The sequence below is a fragment of the Campylobacter sp. CFSAN093259 genome (assembly GCF_012889985.1).
In the GTDB taxonomy this organism is placed as follows: domain Bacteria; phylum Campylobacterota; class Campylobacteria; order Campylobacterales; family Campylobacteraceae; genus Campylobacter_D; species Campylobacter_D jejuni.
Genome location: NZ_CP040617.1, coordinates 409,519 through 425,459, shown reverse-complemented (window position 1 = coordinate 425,459; position 15,941 = coordinate 409,519). Strand labels below are relative to the sequence as shown.

General features: G+C 31.0%; 18 protein-coding genes, 1 pseudogene and 1 riboswitch. Of the genes and pseudogenes, 10 read left to right on the top strand and 9 right to left on the bottom strand.

All coding sequences use genetic code 11. The annotated features are described in order from the left end of the window. The first annotated feature begins 66 nt into the window (after positions 1–66). Genes FBF20_RS02250 through FBF20_RS02225 form a run of 6 tightly spaced genes read left to right on the top strand, consistent with a single transcriptional unit; the run spans position 67 to position 4,213 of the window. Positions 67–309, top strand: coding sequence for an HP0268 family nuclease (locus FBF20_RS02250; protein WP_002851103.1), 243 nt, complete (start codon positions 67–69; stop codon positions 307–309). Continuing rightward, entirely contained in the window at positions 306–1,607 is a 1,302-nt protein-coding gene (gene miaB / locus FBF20_RS02245; protein ID WP_002858634.1) for a tRNA (N6-isopentenyl adenosine(37)-C2)-methylthiotransferase MiaB, read from the top strand. The genes FBF20_RS02250 and miaB overlap by 4 nt, the downstream gene beginning before the upstream one ends. Continuing rightward, positions 1,591–2,220, top strand: a complete 630-nt coding sequence (locus FBF20_RS02240) for a lysophospholipid acyltransferase family protein (RefSeq protein ID WP_002867614.1) — start codon at positions 1,591–1,593, stop codon at positions 2,218–2,220. Before miaB ends, FBF20_RS02240 begins: the two co-directional genes overlap by 17 nt. A 1-nt stretch (position 2,221) precedes the next feature. Further along, a complete protein-coding gene (locus FBF20_RS02235; RefSeq protein ID WP_002858619.1) occupies positions 2,222–3,181 on the top strand; it encodes a hypothetical protein in 960 nt (319 codons plus the stop codon). Continuing rightward, complete coding sequence (locus tag FBF20_RS02230; RefSeq protein ID WP_002858498.1) at positions 3,178–3,705, top strand: hypothetical protein; 528 nt, start codon at positions 3,178–3,180, stop codon at positions 3,703–3,705. The genes FBF20_RS02235 and FBF20_RS02230 overlap by 4 nt, the downstream gene beginning before the upstream one ends. Continuing rightward, positions 3,695–4,213, top strand: coding sequence for a hypothetical protein (locus FBF20_RS02225; RefSeq protein WP_002868197.1), 519 nt, complete (start codon positions 3,695–3,697; stop codon positions 4,211–4,213). The genes FBF20_RS02230 and FBF20_RS02225 overlap by 11 nt, the downstream gene beginning before the upstream one ends. Here FBF20_RS02225 and thiC read toward each other — a convergent pair. The 3 genes from thiC to rpe all read right to left on the bottom strand — a co-directional run bounded on the left by thiC (position 4,205) and on the right by rpe (position 7,085). Next, positions 4,205–5,497, bottom strand: coding sequence for a phosphomethylpyrimidine synthase ThiC (gene thiC / locus FBF20_RS02220; protein ID WP_002889652.1), 1,293 nt, complete (start codon positions 5,495–5,497; stop codon positions 4,205–4,207). The two genes, FBF20_RS02225 and thiC, sit on opposite strands and share 9 nt — an antisense overlap. Before the next feature lie 56 nt (positions 5,498–5,553). Next, positions 5,554–5,658: riboswitch (TPP riboswitch) on the bottom strand. Positions 5,659–5,685: 27 nt separating this feature from the next. Further along, positions 5,686–6,441 (bottom strand): 3'-5' exonuclease, encoded by a 756-nt coding sequence (locus FBF20_RS02215; protein WP_002880676.1) that lies wholly within the window; start codon positions 6,439–6,441, stop codon positions 5,686–5,688. Further along, positions 6,438–7,085, bottom strand: a complete 648-nt coding sequence (gene rpe / locus FBF20_RS02210; RefSeq protein WP_002858571.1) for a ribulose-phosphate 3-epimerase — start codon at positions 7,083–7,085, stop codon at positions 6,438–6,440. The genes FBF20_RS02215 and rpe overlap by 4 nt, the downstream gene beginning before the upstream one ends. A 139-nt stretch (positions 7,086–7,224) precedes the next feature. On the opposite strand from rpe, the gene rpmB reads away from it, so the two are divergent. The 3 genes from rpmB to FBF20_RS02195 all read left to right on the top strand — a co-directional run bounded on the left by rpmB (position 7,225) and on the right by FBF20_RS02195 (position 8,926). After that, a complete protein-coding gene (gene rpmB / locus FBF20_RS02205) occupies positions 7,225–7,419 on the top strand; it encodes a 50S ribosomal protein L28 (RefSeq protein ID WP_002854974.1) in 195 nt (64 codons plus the stop codon). A gap of 184 nt (positions 7,420–7,603) precedes the next feature. After that, positions 7,604–7,819: a YdcH family protein gene (locus FBF20_RS02200; protein ID WP_002855201.1), complete on the top strand. Its 216-nt coding sequence runs from the start codon at positions 7,604–7,606 to the stop codon at positions 7,817–7,819. Between the two features lie 9 nt (positions 7,820–7,828). After that, complete coding sequence (locus FBF20_RS02195) at positions 7,829–8,926, top strand: methyl-accepting chemotaxis protein (protein WP_002858516.1); 1,098 nt, start codon at positions 7,829–7,831, stop codon at positions 8,924–8,926. Between the two features lie 31 nt (positions 8,927–8,957). Here FBF20_RS02195 and FBF20_RS02190 read toward each other — a convergent pair whose 3' ends face one another. From FBF20_RS02190 to acpP, 5 genes and pseudogenes are all read right to left on the bottom strand, one after another. Beyond that, entirely contained in the window at positions 8,958–9,554 is a 597-nt protein-coding gene (locus tag FBF20_RS02190; RefSeq protein WP_002855131.1) for an NUDIX domain-containing protein, read from the bottom strand. A gap of 82 nt (positions 9,555–9,636) precedes the next feature. Beyond that, positions 9,637–11,722: pseudogene (locus FBF20_RS08860) on the bottom strand (TonB-dependent receptor). 143 nt (positions 11,723–11,865) lie between these two features. Next, on the bottom strand, positions 11,866–12,804 hold the full coding sequence (gene accA, locus FBF20_RS02170; protein WP_002858530.1) for an acetyl-CoA carboxylase carboxyl transferase subunit alpha: 939 nt from the start codon (positions 12,802–12,804) through the stop codon (positions 11,866–11,868). A gap of 1 nt (position 12,805) precedes the next feature. After that, positions 12,806–14,020 carry a beta-ketoacyl-ACP synthase II gene (locus tag FBF20_RS02165; RefSeq protein ID WP_002858574.1) on the bottom strand — a complete coding sequence of 405 codons (1,215 nt, stop codon included), beginning with the start codon at positions 14,018–14,020 and terminating at the stop codon, positions 12,806–12,808. 26 nt (positions 14,021–14,046) lie between these two features. Next, complete coding sequence (gene acpP, locus FBF20_RS02160; protein ID WP_002854831.1) at positions 14,047–14,280, bottom strand: acyl carrier protein; 234 nt, start codon at positions 14,278–14,280, stop codon at positions 14,047–14,049. A 109-nt stretch (positions 14,281–14,389) separates the two neighbouring features. Here acpP and tenA point away from each other — a divergent pair, with 109 nt between their 5' ends. After that, the gene (tenA, locus tag FBF20_RS02155) at positions 14,390–15,058 is read left to right on the top strand and encodes a thiaminase II (RefSeq protein WP_002864183.1); all 669 of its coding nucleotides are present in this window, start codon (positions 14,390–14,392) and stop codon (positions 15,056–15,058) included. Between the two features lie 23 nt (positions 15,059–15,081). On the opposite strand, the gene sdhE is transcribed toward tenA, so the two are convergent. Further along, the gene (gene sdhE, locus FBF20_RS02150) at positions 15,082–15,939 is read right to left on the bottom strand and encodes an 8-methylmenaquinol:fumarate reductase membrane anchor subunit (RefSeq protein WP_002855106.1); all 858 of its coding nucleotides are present in this window, start codon (positions 15,937–15,939) and stop codon (positions 15,082–15,084) included. Positions 15,940–15,941 lie beyond the last annotated feature (2 nt).

Here is a 15,941-nt window from a genome sequence, read left to right as displayed (position 1 = left end):
AAGTTTAATTAAAAGTAAAATTTGCTAAAATTATAGATTAAAATGAAAATTCTTAAGGATTTAGCTATGGAATTAAAATTGGCAAGAACTTTGATTAATGAAAAACCTAAAAATATTAGCCTAGAAAAAATCGAAGAGGCTATAGAAAAAGAAGGACAAAAGTTTTTTTATTTTGATAAAGATAATACACACAAACAACTCATTGCCCTTGTAAATCATTTTGAAAAAAAAGGAGTAAGCATTTATCATAGAACCGTAAAATACGGACTTGATGATAATGATTTTATGTATGAGGTACATATTCTTTGAGTGCTAAAAAACTTTTTATCCAAACTTTAGGTTGTGCGATGAATGTCAGAGATTCTGAGCATATGATCGCAGAATTAACACAAAAAGAAAATTACGCACTAACAGAAGATATCAAAGAAGCAGATCTTATTCTTATTAATACCTGTTCAGTGCGTGAAAAACCTGTGCATAAACTTTTCTCAGAAGTGGGTGGCTTTGAAAAAGTTAAAAAAGAAGGTGCTAAAATAGGAGTTTGTGGATGCACTGCATCACATTTGGGAAATGAAATTTTCAAACGTGCTCCTTATGTGGATTTTGTTCTAGGGGCAAGAAATATTTCCAAAATCACTCAAGCTATAAAAACTCCAAAATTTATGGGCGTGGATATAGACTATGATGAAAGTGAATTTGCTTTTGCAGATTTTAGAAATAGTATTTATAAATCCTATATTAATATCTCCATAGGTTGTGATAAACACTGCACTTATTGTATAGTGCCACATACTAGAGGAGATGAAATTTCCATACCTTTTAACATCATCTACAAAGAAGCTCAAAAAGCTATTGAAAAAGGCGCTAAAGAGATTTTCTTGCTAGGACAAAATGTCAATAACTATGGCAAAAGATTTAGAAACGAACATAAAAAAATGGACTTTTCAGATCTTTTAGAAGAACTTAGCACTATAGAAGGTTTGGAACGCATTCGCTTTACAAGTCCACATCCTTTGCACATGGATGATAAATTTTTAGAAGTTTTTGCCAATAATCCAAAAGTTTGCAAATCCATGCATATGCCTTTACAAAGCGGCTCAAGTGAAATTTTAAAAGCTATGAAGCGTGGCTATACTAAAGAATGGTATTTAAATAGAGCTTTAAAACTTAGAGAACTTTGTCCAAATGTTAGCATTTCTACAGACATTATTGTAGCTTTTCCAGGGGAAAGTGAAAAAGATTTTGAAGAGACTGTAGATGTTTTGGAAAAAGTGCGTTTTGAACAAATTTTTTCTTTTAAATACTCCAAACGCCCTTTAACAAAAGCCGCAACCATGCCTAATCAAATCGATGAAGAAATAGCTTCAAGAAGACTTAGCACCTTACAAAATCGTCATAGTGAAATTTTAGATAAAATTGTAAAAAAACAAGAAAATAAAACTTTTAAAGTTTTATTTGAAGAATTAAGAGCAGGCAATAGCATTGCTGGAAGAACAGATAATAACTTTTTAGTTCAAGTTGAAGGTAGCGAAGAACTTTTAGGGCAATTTAAAGAAGTAAAAATAACTAATGCAAAGCGTATGGTTTTATATGGGGAAATCGTTTAAAATCCATTGCTTAACATATATAATTTTCATCTTACAATGGCTTATTTTTTTAAGCTGTAAAAAGCACTATAAAGGTGAAAAAGTTGACCGTAAAGCTGGTGTGATACTTTTTTGGCATGGAAAATTAGCACTCATGCCTTTTGCGTTTAGACATTATAGACAAAAAAATAAAAAAGCCTATGTCATGATCTCCCACCATAAAGATGGAGAGCAAATTGCAAAAATCATCAAGCTTTTCGGTCTTGATACTGTAAGAGGAAGCACTTCAAGGGGTGCTAGCAGTGCACTTAGAGCTGCATTTAAAGTTTTAGAACAAAATGACGATATAGTTATCACGCCCGATGGTCCACGAGGGCCTTATCATAGTATTTCAGATGGTTCTATCATTTTGGCTCAAAAAAAAGAACTAAAGATAAGAATTTTAAACTATGAAGCAAATCGTTTTTGGAAATTTAAAAGTTGGGATAAGATGATCTTGCCAAAACCTTTTAGTAAGATTACTTATAGTCTAAGTGAACCTTTGGATATTTTATCTTTAGATAAAGAAAAAGCTAAAGAATTTCTAATGAAACAATTTGATAAAATTAGCTTAGCTGATCAATTTAAGGAATGAAATGTTATTTTTACTTAAAAAAATATTTCCACAACTTTTTATTAGTATTATTTTAGAAGATAAAAAAAATATTGTAAAAGCTTCTATTTATAGAGGAAATAAACTAATCAGTAGCAATGAAAAAACTTTTGATAAAAGTGAAAATTTATTAGAGTACATAAAAAATTTAAGCAAGCATTTCTTATTTTACCACACTGCTTTATTTTTAGACGCCAAAGAACAAGGATTAATACCTAGTACAAATATTCAAGATTGTGAGCACTTTAATATAGGAAAAATCAGCTTACAGCATATTTTGCTTAATAATGCCCTTGTTTATACGGCTACCGAACATGTAGAATATTATAGCGAGCTTTTTGAAGAATATAGAGGTTTAGATTTTTTATATTCCCCTTTTGCTCTTCTTTACTACAATATGCAAAAAGAAAAACAGCCTGATGATCAAATTTTACTTTATGGATTTAAGCAAGGATATCTTTTGGCAATTATTGTTGCTAAAGGCAATACTATTTTATACGGTGATTTTAAAATATTTGAGCAAGAATTAGGTTTAGAGCTTGAACTTCCATCAGAAGATAATCAAGAAATTGAAAACAACAACGATGATACTGAAGTTACCTTAGATAACTTCAATGAAGCCTTAAATAATAAATTTGATCTACTTGATCAAGAAAATAATCTTGAAACTTTGGATAATAATGATAATTTTAATCTTGATGAATTAAATCAATTTAGCAATGATATGGAACTTTGCCGTTATATTATTACGAGCATTGAAAAATTTTATAATGATGATAAATATGCTGGGGTATTTATCAATGGTATTTTATTATATAGCGAATCAGATATTAACATAAATGCTATTGATTTTTTAGAAAGTGAAACTTTTTTAGAGATAAAAACGAAACAAATCAACACCTTAGATCTTATGATAGAATTGATGCGAAAGGAGGTTAAATGACTTATAGCTTTATACAGCCAAGAAAAAAACCTATTTTCACACTCTTTGATAAAATTTGGCTAGGACTTTTTGGTTTTAGTATATTATTTATCTTACTAGTATATTTTACATATACAATAAAAATTGCATTAATCAATAGCTCTATCGATGATGAAAAACAACAAGTTATAGTGCTTCAAAATCAAACTAAGCAAAATGAAATGCTTTATGAAATTTTATTTGATCAAAGCCAAATAGCGAAAAATTTTAATACTCAAAATCAAATTGTTAAAGAAAGCTTAAGAAATCTATTTGATATTATTGTAAAAACTGATAATATTACTCTTGAAAGTGTTGAACAAGACGAATATTCCTTAAAACTTATCGGAGTCACTCCTACAAGAGAAATGTTTACTCTACTTTTAGAAACCCCTTTAAAAAGCATCTTTGATCAAAGCTATACAACCTATTATCGCTTAGATAATGGGTGGTATCGTTTTGTTAGTATTAGTAAACAAATTCCAGGAGTTGCAGATGAAAGATAAAAGCCTAGAAGAAATTGATTTATTAAAGCTTATCATTTGCGCGTTAAGTTTTATAAGCGTTTGCACAGCCTTGATCTTATTTTTACTTTTACCGACATTAAAAAATTACAAACAAGCAAATCTTAGAGAAAACTCACAACTTGCTATCTTAAAAGCCGCTAAATCAAAATTTGACTTTAGTGAAGATAAAATATCAACTCTAAGAAGCGAAAACAACAAAAGCTTAGAGCAATTTGAGCAAAATTTTAATATAGGAAATTTTGATATTTTTTTACAAAAATATTTTCAAAACGTAAAAATTCAAGAAACTAAGCCCGAAAAACAAGAAAAATATCTAAAAAACCGCTTAGCCATTAAAGCGACAATGAACAATCCTAGAAGACTTTATGATTTTATTGATGCTCTAAAAAACTATAATAACTTAATCAAGCTTGATTATCCACTTAATCTTAAAGCAGGAGAGCAAGGTATCTCTATAGATCTTACTCTCAAAGTTTATTCAAGCTAAACTCACATCTTTGCCTTTTAAAATTTGATTCATAGTATTCATTGCACACATTTTTCCACACATGGAACATGAGTTTAAATCATCAGGGCGACGCTCATTAAACATTTTTTTAGCCTTTTCTCCATCAATAGCAAGTTTAAACATTTTCTCCCAATCTATCTCTTGTCTAGCCTTACTCATCTCATCATCTCTTGATCTTTCTTTTGGAAGTTTAGCTATATCTCCTGCATGAGCTGCAATTTTAGTCGCAACTATACCCTCTCTAACATCTTCTAAATTTGGAAGTCTTAAGTGTTCAGCAGGTGTTACATAGCACAGCATATCAGCACCGCTAGCTGCAGCCACAGCTCCTCCAATAGCACCACTAATATGATCATACCCTGCGCCAATATCTGTTACCAAAGGTCCTAAGACATAAAAAGGCGCTCCTTTGCATAAACGCTTTTCTAATTGCATATTTGCCTCTATTTCATTAATAGCCATATGCCCTGGACCTTCTATCATTACTTGAACCCCAACATCCCAAGCCCTTTGGGTAAGAAGCGATAATTCTATAAGCTCTGAAATTTGCGCCCCATCACTTGCATCGTGAGTAGATCCAGGACGCAAAGCATCGCCCAAAGATAAAGTTACATCGTATTTTAAACAAATGTCAAGCAAATCATCATAATACTCAAAAAAAGGATTTTCGGCATCTTTCATCATCATCCAAGCATAAAGCACAGAGCCTCCTCTTGAAACTATATTTGTAAGTCTTTTACTTTGTTTAAAAATATGCGTTGCGCGAGAATTAATACCTGCATGAATTGTCATAAAATCAACCCCACTTTTAGCATGATGATATACAACATCTAAAAAGTCTTTAGCACCAATTTGTTTTAAATCTTTTTCTAAAAATCCTACCGCATCATATACAGGAACTGTTCCTATCATAGCTTTTGAAACATTAACAAGCTCGTCTCTAAAACGACTTGTTTTGCCATAATTGCTTAAGTCCATAATTGCTTCTATGCCAAATTTATGAGCAAGCTCTACTTTTTTCATTTCCTCGCTATAATCAACGCAATCATTTGAAACTCCTAAATTTACATTAACCTTAGTACGCAGTCCAAAACCTATACCATTTGGATCAAGACTTTTATGATTAATATTTGCAGGGATAATAATTTTACCGCAAGCAATATTTTCAAGCAAAAAATCTTTACTTAAATTTTCTTTTTGCGCGACAATCTGCATTTCTTTAGTAAAAATACCTTCTTTGGCATAATTCATTTGAGTTTTCATAAATTTATCCTTTAAAAAATTTGGATAAATGAAGGGTGAGTATAAATTTTTAAAGTATTAAAATTTATAAATCTTCCCGACGCTGGCATTATCCAGATCCGGTTCGGTCTAAGCTTTTAGCTTACTCTCAGCCTGTTACACAAGCTCCCGTCATTTATGTTTTAATTATACACTTTAAATATTTATTTTTACTTTATGCGTGCAGTCTTTGTAAAACTTATAAGTTCTTCTGTAGTTTTTATATGATAAGGAAGTTTTCCAAGGCAATATTTAAAAATTTCAGCAGCTGCCAAAGCATCATCTAAGGCCCTATGATGCGTATTTTCCACGCCCAGAAATTCTTTCAAAACCTCTAGTTTATATTTTGGACTTTCTATACAACATTGTGCAAATTCTATAGTGCAAATACGACGATTAAGCAAAATGCCAAAACCACACTCATTTAAAGCCTTAGAAATAAAACTATAATCAAAACGCACATTATGTGCTACAAAAATACTGTCTTTTAAAAAAAGTCTAAAATCACTTAAAACCTTTGTTAAACTTGGAGCATTTTCCACCATCTCATAAGTAATACCCGTAAGCTCAGTTATATTTTCTGGAATTTCTTTTACCTTAACAAAACTTTGAAAGCGTCCAATTTCTTTATAATTTTGAATTTTTACCGCTCCAATTTCTAAAATTTCCCCCTTGCTCACCCCACCAGTACTTTCTATATCCACTATGCAAAAAATTTCATCTTTAATTTTTGTTGTGCGTGTTTTAAGAGTAAAAATATTATCTTTATTTAAAGTTAAACCTAACCCCAAAAGCTCAAAAGTTTCTAAATCTAAATCAAAATTTTTTAATTCTTCAACTTTGGCAAACTCTTGCATCACCCAATCATAAGGCTTGCTTTGCTTATTTAATATAGAAATAATCTGATCAATTTGCTGTAAACTCAAAATTCAAGCTTTAAAGATGAAATTGCAGTTTTATAATCATTAGAAGAAAAAATATAACTTCCAGCCACCAAAATATCAGCTCCAGATTCTTCTAAATCACTAGCATTTAAACCATTGACACCACCATCAACCTCTATAAAAACTTTAGCATTTTTTTTATCAATCATTTGGCGCAATTCTTTGATTTTTTCATGTATCAAAGGTAAAAATTTTTGCCCACCAAATCCAGGATTAACACTCATTAAAAGCACCATATCTACAAATTCTAGCATGTGTTTAATAGAATCAATAGGAGTATGTGGATTTAAAACAATAGCAGGATGGATTCCTTGACTTCTTATATATTCACAAAGCCTTATAGGATGAACTTCACTTTCCATATGAAAAGAGATAAATTTCGGTTTTAAAGAGATAAAAAGATCTACAAATTTACTTACATCTTTAACCATTAAATGCACATCTAATGGCAACTTACTAATAGTTGAAATTTTTTCGATCACGCAAGGTCCGAAAGTCAAATTTGGAACAAAGTGTCCATCCATTACATCAATGTGTAAAAGATCCGCACCTGCAGCTTCAATAGCTTTAACTTCTTCTTCTAATTTCAAAAAATTTGCAGACAATAAACTTGGAGCTACATACATGATCAAAACCTTAAACTATATATAAATGTGATAAATAATATTTTATCGACTTATATATTAAAAAAACTATAAATTATGGAATATTTTAAGCTTAATTTTGATAAAATCTCCATTTAAAAATTTTCATAAGGACAAAAAAATGGCAAGAGTATGTCAAATCACAGGCAAGGGTCCAATGGTGGGTAATAATGTCAGCCATGCTAACAATAAAACAAAAAGACGCTTTTTACCTAATCTCAGAACAGTTCGTGTAACTTTAGAAGATGGCACCACGAGAAAAATGAGAATTGCAGCTTCTACTCTAAGAACTCTAAAAAAACAAAATTCTAAATAATTTTGAGGATTTATTCCTCAATTTTAAAATTTCCAATTTAAAAATAAACTTTAACAAATCACTTATATAACACACATTTAAAAATTATTATTAATTTTATTATTTTTTAAGCTAAAAATATCTTTTAATAGTGTAAAATACCTTGTTAAATGAATTTTAAATTTCACTAATACAAGGAGAGTTTATGCTACATGAATATAGAGAATTAATGTCAGAGCTAAAAGGTAAAGATGCTCATTTTGATAAACTATTTGATCGTCATAATGAACTTGATGACATGATTAAAGATGCAGAAGAAGGTAGAACTTCTCTTAGCAGCATGGAAATTTCAACTTTAAAAAAAGAAAAGCTTCATGTAAAAGATGAACTTAGCCAATATCTAGCAAATTATAAAAAATAAGGCAAAACAATGTTTGGAAGTAAAATAAACCATTCTGATCTTCAAAAACTTGAAGAAGAAAATAAAAATCTTACACATAAAATTGAAAAATTTCAATCGGAAAATTTAGAATTAAAAAATAAAATTACATCATTAGAACAAGCGGCTTTAGAGTCTAAACTTAAAACAGATCTTTTAAATGTTTTATTAACTGGGGTTTTAAAAAATATTACTATTATTCAAGGCGATATGTTAGAAAATGTAAATAAGGCAGAAGTTATCTCTAGCTATTCTAAAACTTCTCTTGCTGAAATGGATGAACTTAACCATATTGCTAATTCTATCAATGCCTCTTTGGGAAATATTACAGAATCAGCCAATAAAACAAGAGATGTTGCAGGAACATTGCATAGAAGTGTAGATGAAATTACTAATGTAATTAATCTAATTAAAGATGTTTCCGATCAAACCAATCTTTTAGCTCTTAACGCTGCCATAGAAGCTGCACGCGCAGGTGAACATGGGCGTGGTTTTGCTGTTGTTGCCGATGAAGTAAGAAAACTAGCTGAAAAAACACAAAAAGCAACCACAGAAGTTGAAATGAACATCAACCTTCTAAAGCAAAATGCAAATGAAATGTATACTCAAAGTGAGCAAGTTGAAAAAATTTCTATAGATTCTAATGCTCATATTATGAGTTTTTCCGAAAAATTTACTCACTTAGTAAATGAAGCGCATTCTACTAATTCAAATGCAGTTGGTATCGCTTCAGAAGCTTTCGTATCTTTAGCAAAACTAGATCATATAGCTTTTAAATTAAATGGTTATAAAGAAATTTTTTCCAAATCAGGAAAGCAATTAGCCGATCATACATCTTGTCGCTTAGGAAAATGGCTTGCTAGCACAGGAAAAGAAAGATTTGGGCAAAATAAAAGCTTCTTAAAAATTAACGAGCCACATGAAAAAGTTCATGAAAATATGAATAATGCTATAACAATAGCAAATACAGAAGATATTAGCAAAGATATTACTCAACACAGCATAATTAATAAATGCGAAGTTGCTGAAAATGCATCGCTTGATCTTTTCAATGTATTTAAAGAAATGCTTGATGAGTCAGATCATTAAAATCCTAGGTTGAACCTTTTTAAGGTTTAACCTAAATAATCTTTAATTTTCCCCACTTTTCCTTTAAAAACCACATATAAGCAAAATCAAGCAAAGGCGTTCTTATCATATTTTTACATTTTTTTTCAAAATCCTGCACCTTAACATAAACAGCTTCAATCTCTTCATCATCAACTCCACCTCCAGAAGAAATTTTATCTTTTTCATCAACTTCTACGAAATAAAAGCTTTGCTTGCTTACACCTGAACCAAACCCTGTATAAAAATCTCCTATTTTTTCTAAATTTTTAGGAGCATATCCTAGTTCTTCTATACATTCTTCTTTTGCTATTTCCTCTAAAGATAATTTTTTATCCACAAGCCCAGAACAAAGCTCTATAGTATAACCCATATCATCATCTTTTACATAATCTTTATCATGCATTTGATGATACCAAAGTGGTATACGAAATTGGCGTACAAAAATAAAACTTTCTAATTCTTTATGATACAAAAGCACTGAAACACTATCTTTAGATTCTATAAAATCCCAAGTGCAAAGCCTACCATTACTTTCATAAGCAAATCTCTTAGGCTTAATATAATTTGATTTTTCAAAAGAAAGTTCTTTTAAATTTTTAAACGCCATAATAAAACCTTTTATTTATTTTTCACATTGTACTTTATTTTTGCTTTTTTGAAAATATAAAGGTGATTAAAGCCTTAAAAAATTAAAAATCATATTTATAACTTAACCAAAAACTTCTTCCTTCTGTATAATCTTGATAGCGATTTGCATATCCAGCAGGATTAGCCCCATCCCATCTTGTAACTTGCGGATCAAAGAAATTTTTATCAAAAAGATTTTGCACTGCAAAACTTAAGCTAGATTGCTTATTGATTTTATAATTTATCCCTAAATCTACTATATAAAAAGGCTTATATTTTTGCCATGGCAAACTACCATTACCACCAACTCTTGCTTTAGCTATAGTATCGAGTCTTGCTCGTGTTTTTATATAGGAATTAAATTTACCTCGCTCATAGTTTAATTTTAACATTGCTATATGCCTTGGTAAATTTTCTATTCTATCACCACCAAACCAATTTTTTTGACTATCTTTATAGCGATTATCCATAAAAGTATAACTTGAATTTAGGCTAAAACCATTGTAAGTTTTGGTATTAAATGCAAATTCTATACCTTTAGTCTGTGTTTTTCCAAGATTAATAGGACGCTTACAAACAGTGCCATTGCTACAATTAATACCATTTTGCATACCTGTTAAATATTCACTACTGATTTGATTTGTAAAATCAGTAATAAATCCTGTGATAGAATAATGTGCAAAATCAAATACCCTAAAATCAGCACCCAATTCATAATTTATACTTTCTTCTGGTTTTAAGTCAGGGTTTCCAAAAAGAGCATTGCCATTGGCATAATTATAATATCCATTTGTCAACTGCTTGGCAGAAGGAGTTTTATAGCCTTTTGAAACACCTCCTTTAAAGGCTATATTATCATTTAAGTGATAAACCAAATAAATCCTAGGGGTAAATTCAGAATCAAACAAATTGCTATAAATATAACGCAAACCTGTAGTAAAAATCAAATCATCGGTTATAAAATACTCATTTTCCCCATAAAGCGCAACCATGGTTTGATCAAGATTTTTACCTCTTATTTAACTACCTGCGCTTGCTTGATCATTTTTTAACATCTCATAATCAATCCTTGCACCAAAGGTATTTACTAAATTACCGTATTGACCTAAATTCCAAGGTAAAACAACCTTACCTTCTCCTACCCAAATTTGACTATGTAATTCCTTATCCTTAGTGCTACCATATTGTGTAAATATGAGTTAGTTGAACCAAAATCATAGTTACCATCATGATTTAAAACAATATTATCCTTAAAAAGTTGTTTTTCACTTTTAATAGCCCTACTACTTATAGAATTCACTGAAATTTCATTAATATATCGCTCTATATCAAAATATATATTATTTTTATCATCTACTGTCCAATTAAGCCTAGAACCAAAACCTAAGCTAGTAAAAGCACCTGGACTATGAATAGCAATTTGGTAATTATCAGGTCTTTGTTGGTAATTATCAGGTTTTTGATTGTTATTATTCCAAACCGGTGTAGGCCATTTTAAATCAGAAGCTGCCTTATCATAATACTTCAACCTTGCAGAAATTGATAATGTATCTTCAATCAAAGGAGTTGCTACATAAGCATTAAAACGCCCGCATTGCCATAGTGATTAGAGTGCTGTTGCAAAAGAGTATTAAATTCTATATTTGCTTCGATTTTATCAGGATTTTTCTTGGTGATAATATTTATCACACCGCCTACAGCATCACTGCCATAAAGTGTAGAAGCTGGACCACGTATAACCTCGATACGCTCTATCATAGATAAAGGCGGCAGATATCCTGACTCACTGCCTTTAAAAACATTAGTATAAAACCCATTTGCAACACTTTGACGTTTTCCATCAATTAAAACTAGAGTATAAGAACTACCAAAACCTCGTATGCTAAAATCATAAGTGCCTGTTTTATCCATAGTCACATCTACACCTGGAATATCTCCTATAGCCTCCCCTATATCCTTAATTGGCTTTTTTTCAAGCTCTTCTTTTGTAATGATAGAAATACTAGCAGGCGCATCAACCAAATCTTGTTCAAAACCACTAGCGCTAACCACAACATCATTAAGTTGATATGTTTCTTCTGCTTTTAACAAAGCTCCAGATAAAATTAAAAAACACAGTAAACTTTTTTTAAATTTCATATTTTTGATTTGAGTCAAATTAATTCCTTTAAAAAAAAATTATTTTGATATTTAAAATCATTTTTGGAGTATAAAAAAAGAATACTTTTAATTAACTTAATTTTGATAACAATTATAAATAATAAAATTATTTAAAAAAGCGAAGTAAAAGCCTAAGCCTCTTGATAGGCTCCAAGCTTTAAAATTTTCTGCATACGATTTGCAGAAAGTTCTCGTACATCAATATTTTCAAGTTCATTTAGGGATTTTTTTACATAATCAGCAATAGCTACTGCTGCAGCTTCTTTATTGCGATGTGCACCATTTGTAGGTTCGTCTATCACATCATCAATTAAACCTTGAGATTTTAAATCATCAGCTGTTACTTTCATAGCTTTGGTTGCAGCTTCACTTTTTGCAGGATCATTCCAAAGTATTGCAGCGCAACCTTCAGGAGAAATTACTGAAAAAACAGAATTTTTCATCATTGCAAGTTTATCTGCAACCCCTATAGCTAACGCCCCGCCACTACCGCCTTCTCCGATAACTATAGCAATGGTCGGTATTTTCAAATCACTTAATTCATATAAATTTCTAGCGATAGCTTCACTTTGTCCTCTTTCTTCAGCACCTATTCCAGGATAAGCACCTGGAGTATCTATCAAAAATAAAATAGGAATTTGAAATTTCTCTGCAAGTCCTGCTACTCTTAAGGCTTTGCGATATCCTTCAGGATGTGGCATCCCAAAATTTCTAGCGATTTTATCTTTTGTTCCACGTCCTTTTTGCTCACCAATTACAATTATTTTTTTCTCTCCTAAATAACCCATAAAACAAACAATAGCAGGATCATCTCTAAAGGCACGATCACCATGTATTTCGTGAGCGTCATTTAAAATAAGTTCAATATAGTCAAGAGCATAAGGGCGATCTGGATGACGCGCTAATTGCAAACGCTGAAAATCACTTAAATTCTTATAAGTTTTAGAAATTTCTTTTTCAAGATTTTTCTTTAAAATTGATACAGCTTCAGTATCTCCTTTAATCTGAGCATTGATAATGTCCTCGTCAATTTGCTGAATATTTTTTTCAAAATCTAAATAAGAAGCCATATTAATCTACTTTTTTAAATACAACACAGCCATTTGTGCCACCAAAACCAAAAGAATTACTCATCACCACTTTTAAATCTACTTTTCTTGATATATTTGGAATATAATCAAGATCACATTCATCATCTTTTACAAGCTGATTGATTGTAGGTGGAACTACCCCATCTCTTAAAACCATAACACTAACAACTGCTTCAATTGCACCTGCAGCACCCAAGCAATGACCTGTTTGTCCTTTGGTGGAACTTATAAGCGGGATATTATTGCCAAAAAGCTCTTTAATTGCTGCTGTTTCATTTTTGTCATTTACAGGGGTTGAAGTTCCATGTGCATTGATATAATCTACCTTTGGATTCCCTGCCATATTTAAAGCTTTTTTCATAGCCCTTAAAGGCCCATCTAAAGTTGGTGAAGTAATATGATGCGCATCTGCACTTTCTCCAAATCCAATTAATTCAGCATAAATCGTAGCACCGCGTTTTTTAGCCTCTTCATATTCCTCAAAAACTAAAGCTCCAGCACCTTCTCCCATGACAAAACCATCTCTTTCTTTGTCAAATGGTCTTGAAGCATGCTGTGGATCTTCATTTCTAGTTGATAAAGCTTTCATTGAAGCAAAACCACCTATACCCACAGGACAAATCGCAGCTTCTGCACCTATGACTAACATCTTTTTAGCATTTCCCAAAGCTATACTTTTATAAGCTTCTCCTATAGCATGAGTTCCTGCTGCACAAGCTGTAACACAAGAAATATTTGGCCCTTTAAGTCCATGCTCTATAGAAATCAAACCTCCTAACATATTTACAAGTGCTGAAGGTATGAAAAAAGGGGAAATTTTACGCGGACCTCGCTCGGAACAAATAATGGAATTTTTTTCTATGTTAGGCAAACCTCCAATACCAGAAGCCGAAACAATGCCAAATTCTTCTTTATCTAATTCTTCACTAAATCCAGCATCCTGCATTGCTTCTCTTGCTGCTTTAATTCCAAGTTGTATGAAACGGTCAATTTTTTTTACTTCTTTGCCATCAACAACCTCTAATGGATCAAAATTTTTAACTTCAGCTGCAATTTGAACAGGAAAGTCCGTAGCATCAAAAAGAGTAATTTTATTTACTCCGCTTTCTCCATTGCAAATTGCTTTAAATGAACTTTCTTTATCTAAACCAAGGGCATTGATCATACCAATACCTGTAACTACAACTCTTTTCAAGAATAAGCTCCTTGCAAGAAAAAAAATTATTTTTTTAGATTGTCAATATAATTTACAACATCTTCAATTTTAATTAATTTTTCAGCATCACTATCTGGAATTTCTACTTCAAATTTTTCTTCTAAAGCCATAATAAGCTCTACAACATCTAAAGAATCAGCACCTAAATCTTCAATAATTTTTGATTCCATTTTAACTGCATCTGCATCAATACTTAATTGCTCTACTACTACTGCTTTTACATCATCAAATGTTGCCATTTGTTCTCCTTTAAAAAATTAAAATAAAGCGTATTTTACTATAAAAAGCTTAAAATATTTATAGTTTTTCATTATACTTGAAAATAAAATATTAAAACATAAAGGAAAAATGATGCTTTTCTCTAATTTAATCAAAGAAAATCAAAAAATTTGGAATGCTTATCTACATCATGATTTTGTTAAAAAATTGGAAGATAAAAGCCTAAAGCAAGAAAATTTTCTTTTTTATCTCAAGCAAGATTATATTTATTTGCTTAATTACGCAAAATGTTATGCAAGATTAGCACTTAACTCAAATACTGCAAAAGAACTTCGTTTTGCTATGAAATTTCAAAATTATATAGTTGAAGGAGAAATGGAACTTCATCGTGCAATTTTATCTCTTGGCATTAATGCAGATGAACTCGATATAAAAGATGAAAGTTTAGTCAATATAGCCTATTCGCGTTATATGTTAAGCGTAGGTGAAAATGGAGATTTTTTAGATATGTTAGTTGCTCTTAGTGCTTGCGCTATAGGCTATGCAAAAATAGGTGCTGAAATTATAAATCGTTTAAAAAATGAAAATTTAAAAGATCATCCTTACAAGGAATGGATTTTGACCTATGGAAGTGAAAATTTTCAAAATGAAGCTAAAGAATTTGAAGATTTTGTTAATTCTTATACTTCAAGTGTTGGTGCACAAAAATTCCAAAAACTCAGCGAAATTTTTCATACTGTAACACGCTTAGAAGTGGCTTTTTGGGAGCATTCTTTAAGAATGGAATTAAATCTTTAAACATGGGCTTTTTGCCCATGTTTTTATGCAATTTTACTTGCATCAATAATATTATAATCTAAACCAACCATTTCTTTAGAAAGTCCTAATGCAAGTCCTACTAATTGTGATAAATGAATAATAGGCAATCTTGCTTTAGAATTAGTATAATCTTGAAATCTTTCTTGATAGATATCAAGCTGCATTTGACAAAGTGGACAAGGTGTTACAACACAATCAGCTTGATTTTCACTTGCATTATTGACAATTTGACTAGACATTTTTTTCACAGATTTTTCTGCAGGATAAGAAGCATGAAAACCACAACAATCAAGGCGTTTTTCAAAAGGAACTATTTTAGCCCCTAAAACTTCTACTACACTTTCAAAACTTTTTGGATTGGTTGAACTTTCTTTTTTACCGAAAGCATCTTCAGGTCTTAAACTATGGCAACCATAAAATAAAGCTACTTTTAAATTTGAAAGCGGCTTTTTCACCTTGCTTTTTAAATTATCCAAATCCTCATAAAGCTCCCACAAAAGACTTGTAATAGGCGTTGAACCTTGATATTTCATTCCACCTTGTGCTAAAAAAATATTGATGCGTTCTTTTGCACCCTTATCAAGAGTATTTTTTGCTTTAGTTAAAGTTAGCATACAAGTACTACAAGTTGTAAGCATTGGCATTTTCATCTCTTCTGCTAAAGCAATATTTCTTGCATTAGCTACCAAAGTCGCAATAGGATCAACACACTGCGCTTGAGAAGCCCCACAACAACTCCACCCCTTAATTTCATTCAACTTCCAACCCAAAATAGGTGCAATAGCTTCAAGTGAAATTTTAGATTCTTTTGCAGCTTGAGATAAAACACAACCTGGAAAAAAAGCGTACTCTTTTTGCATAT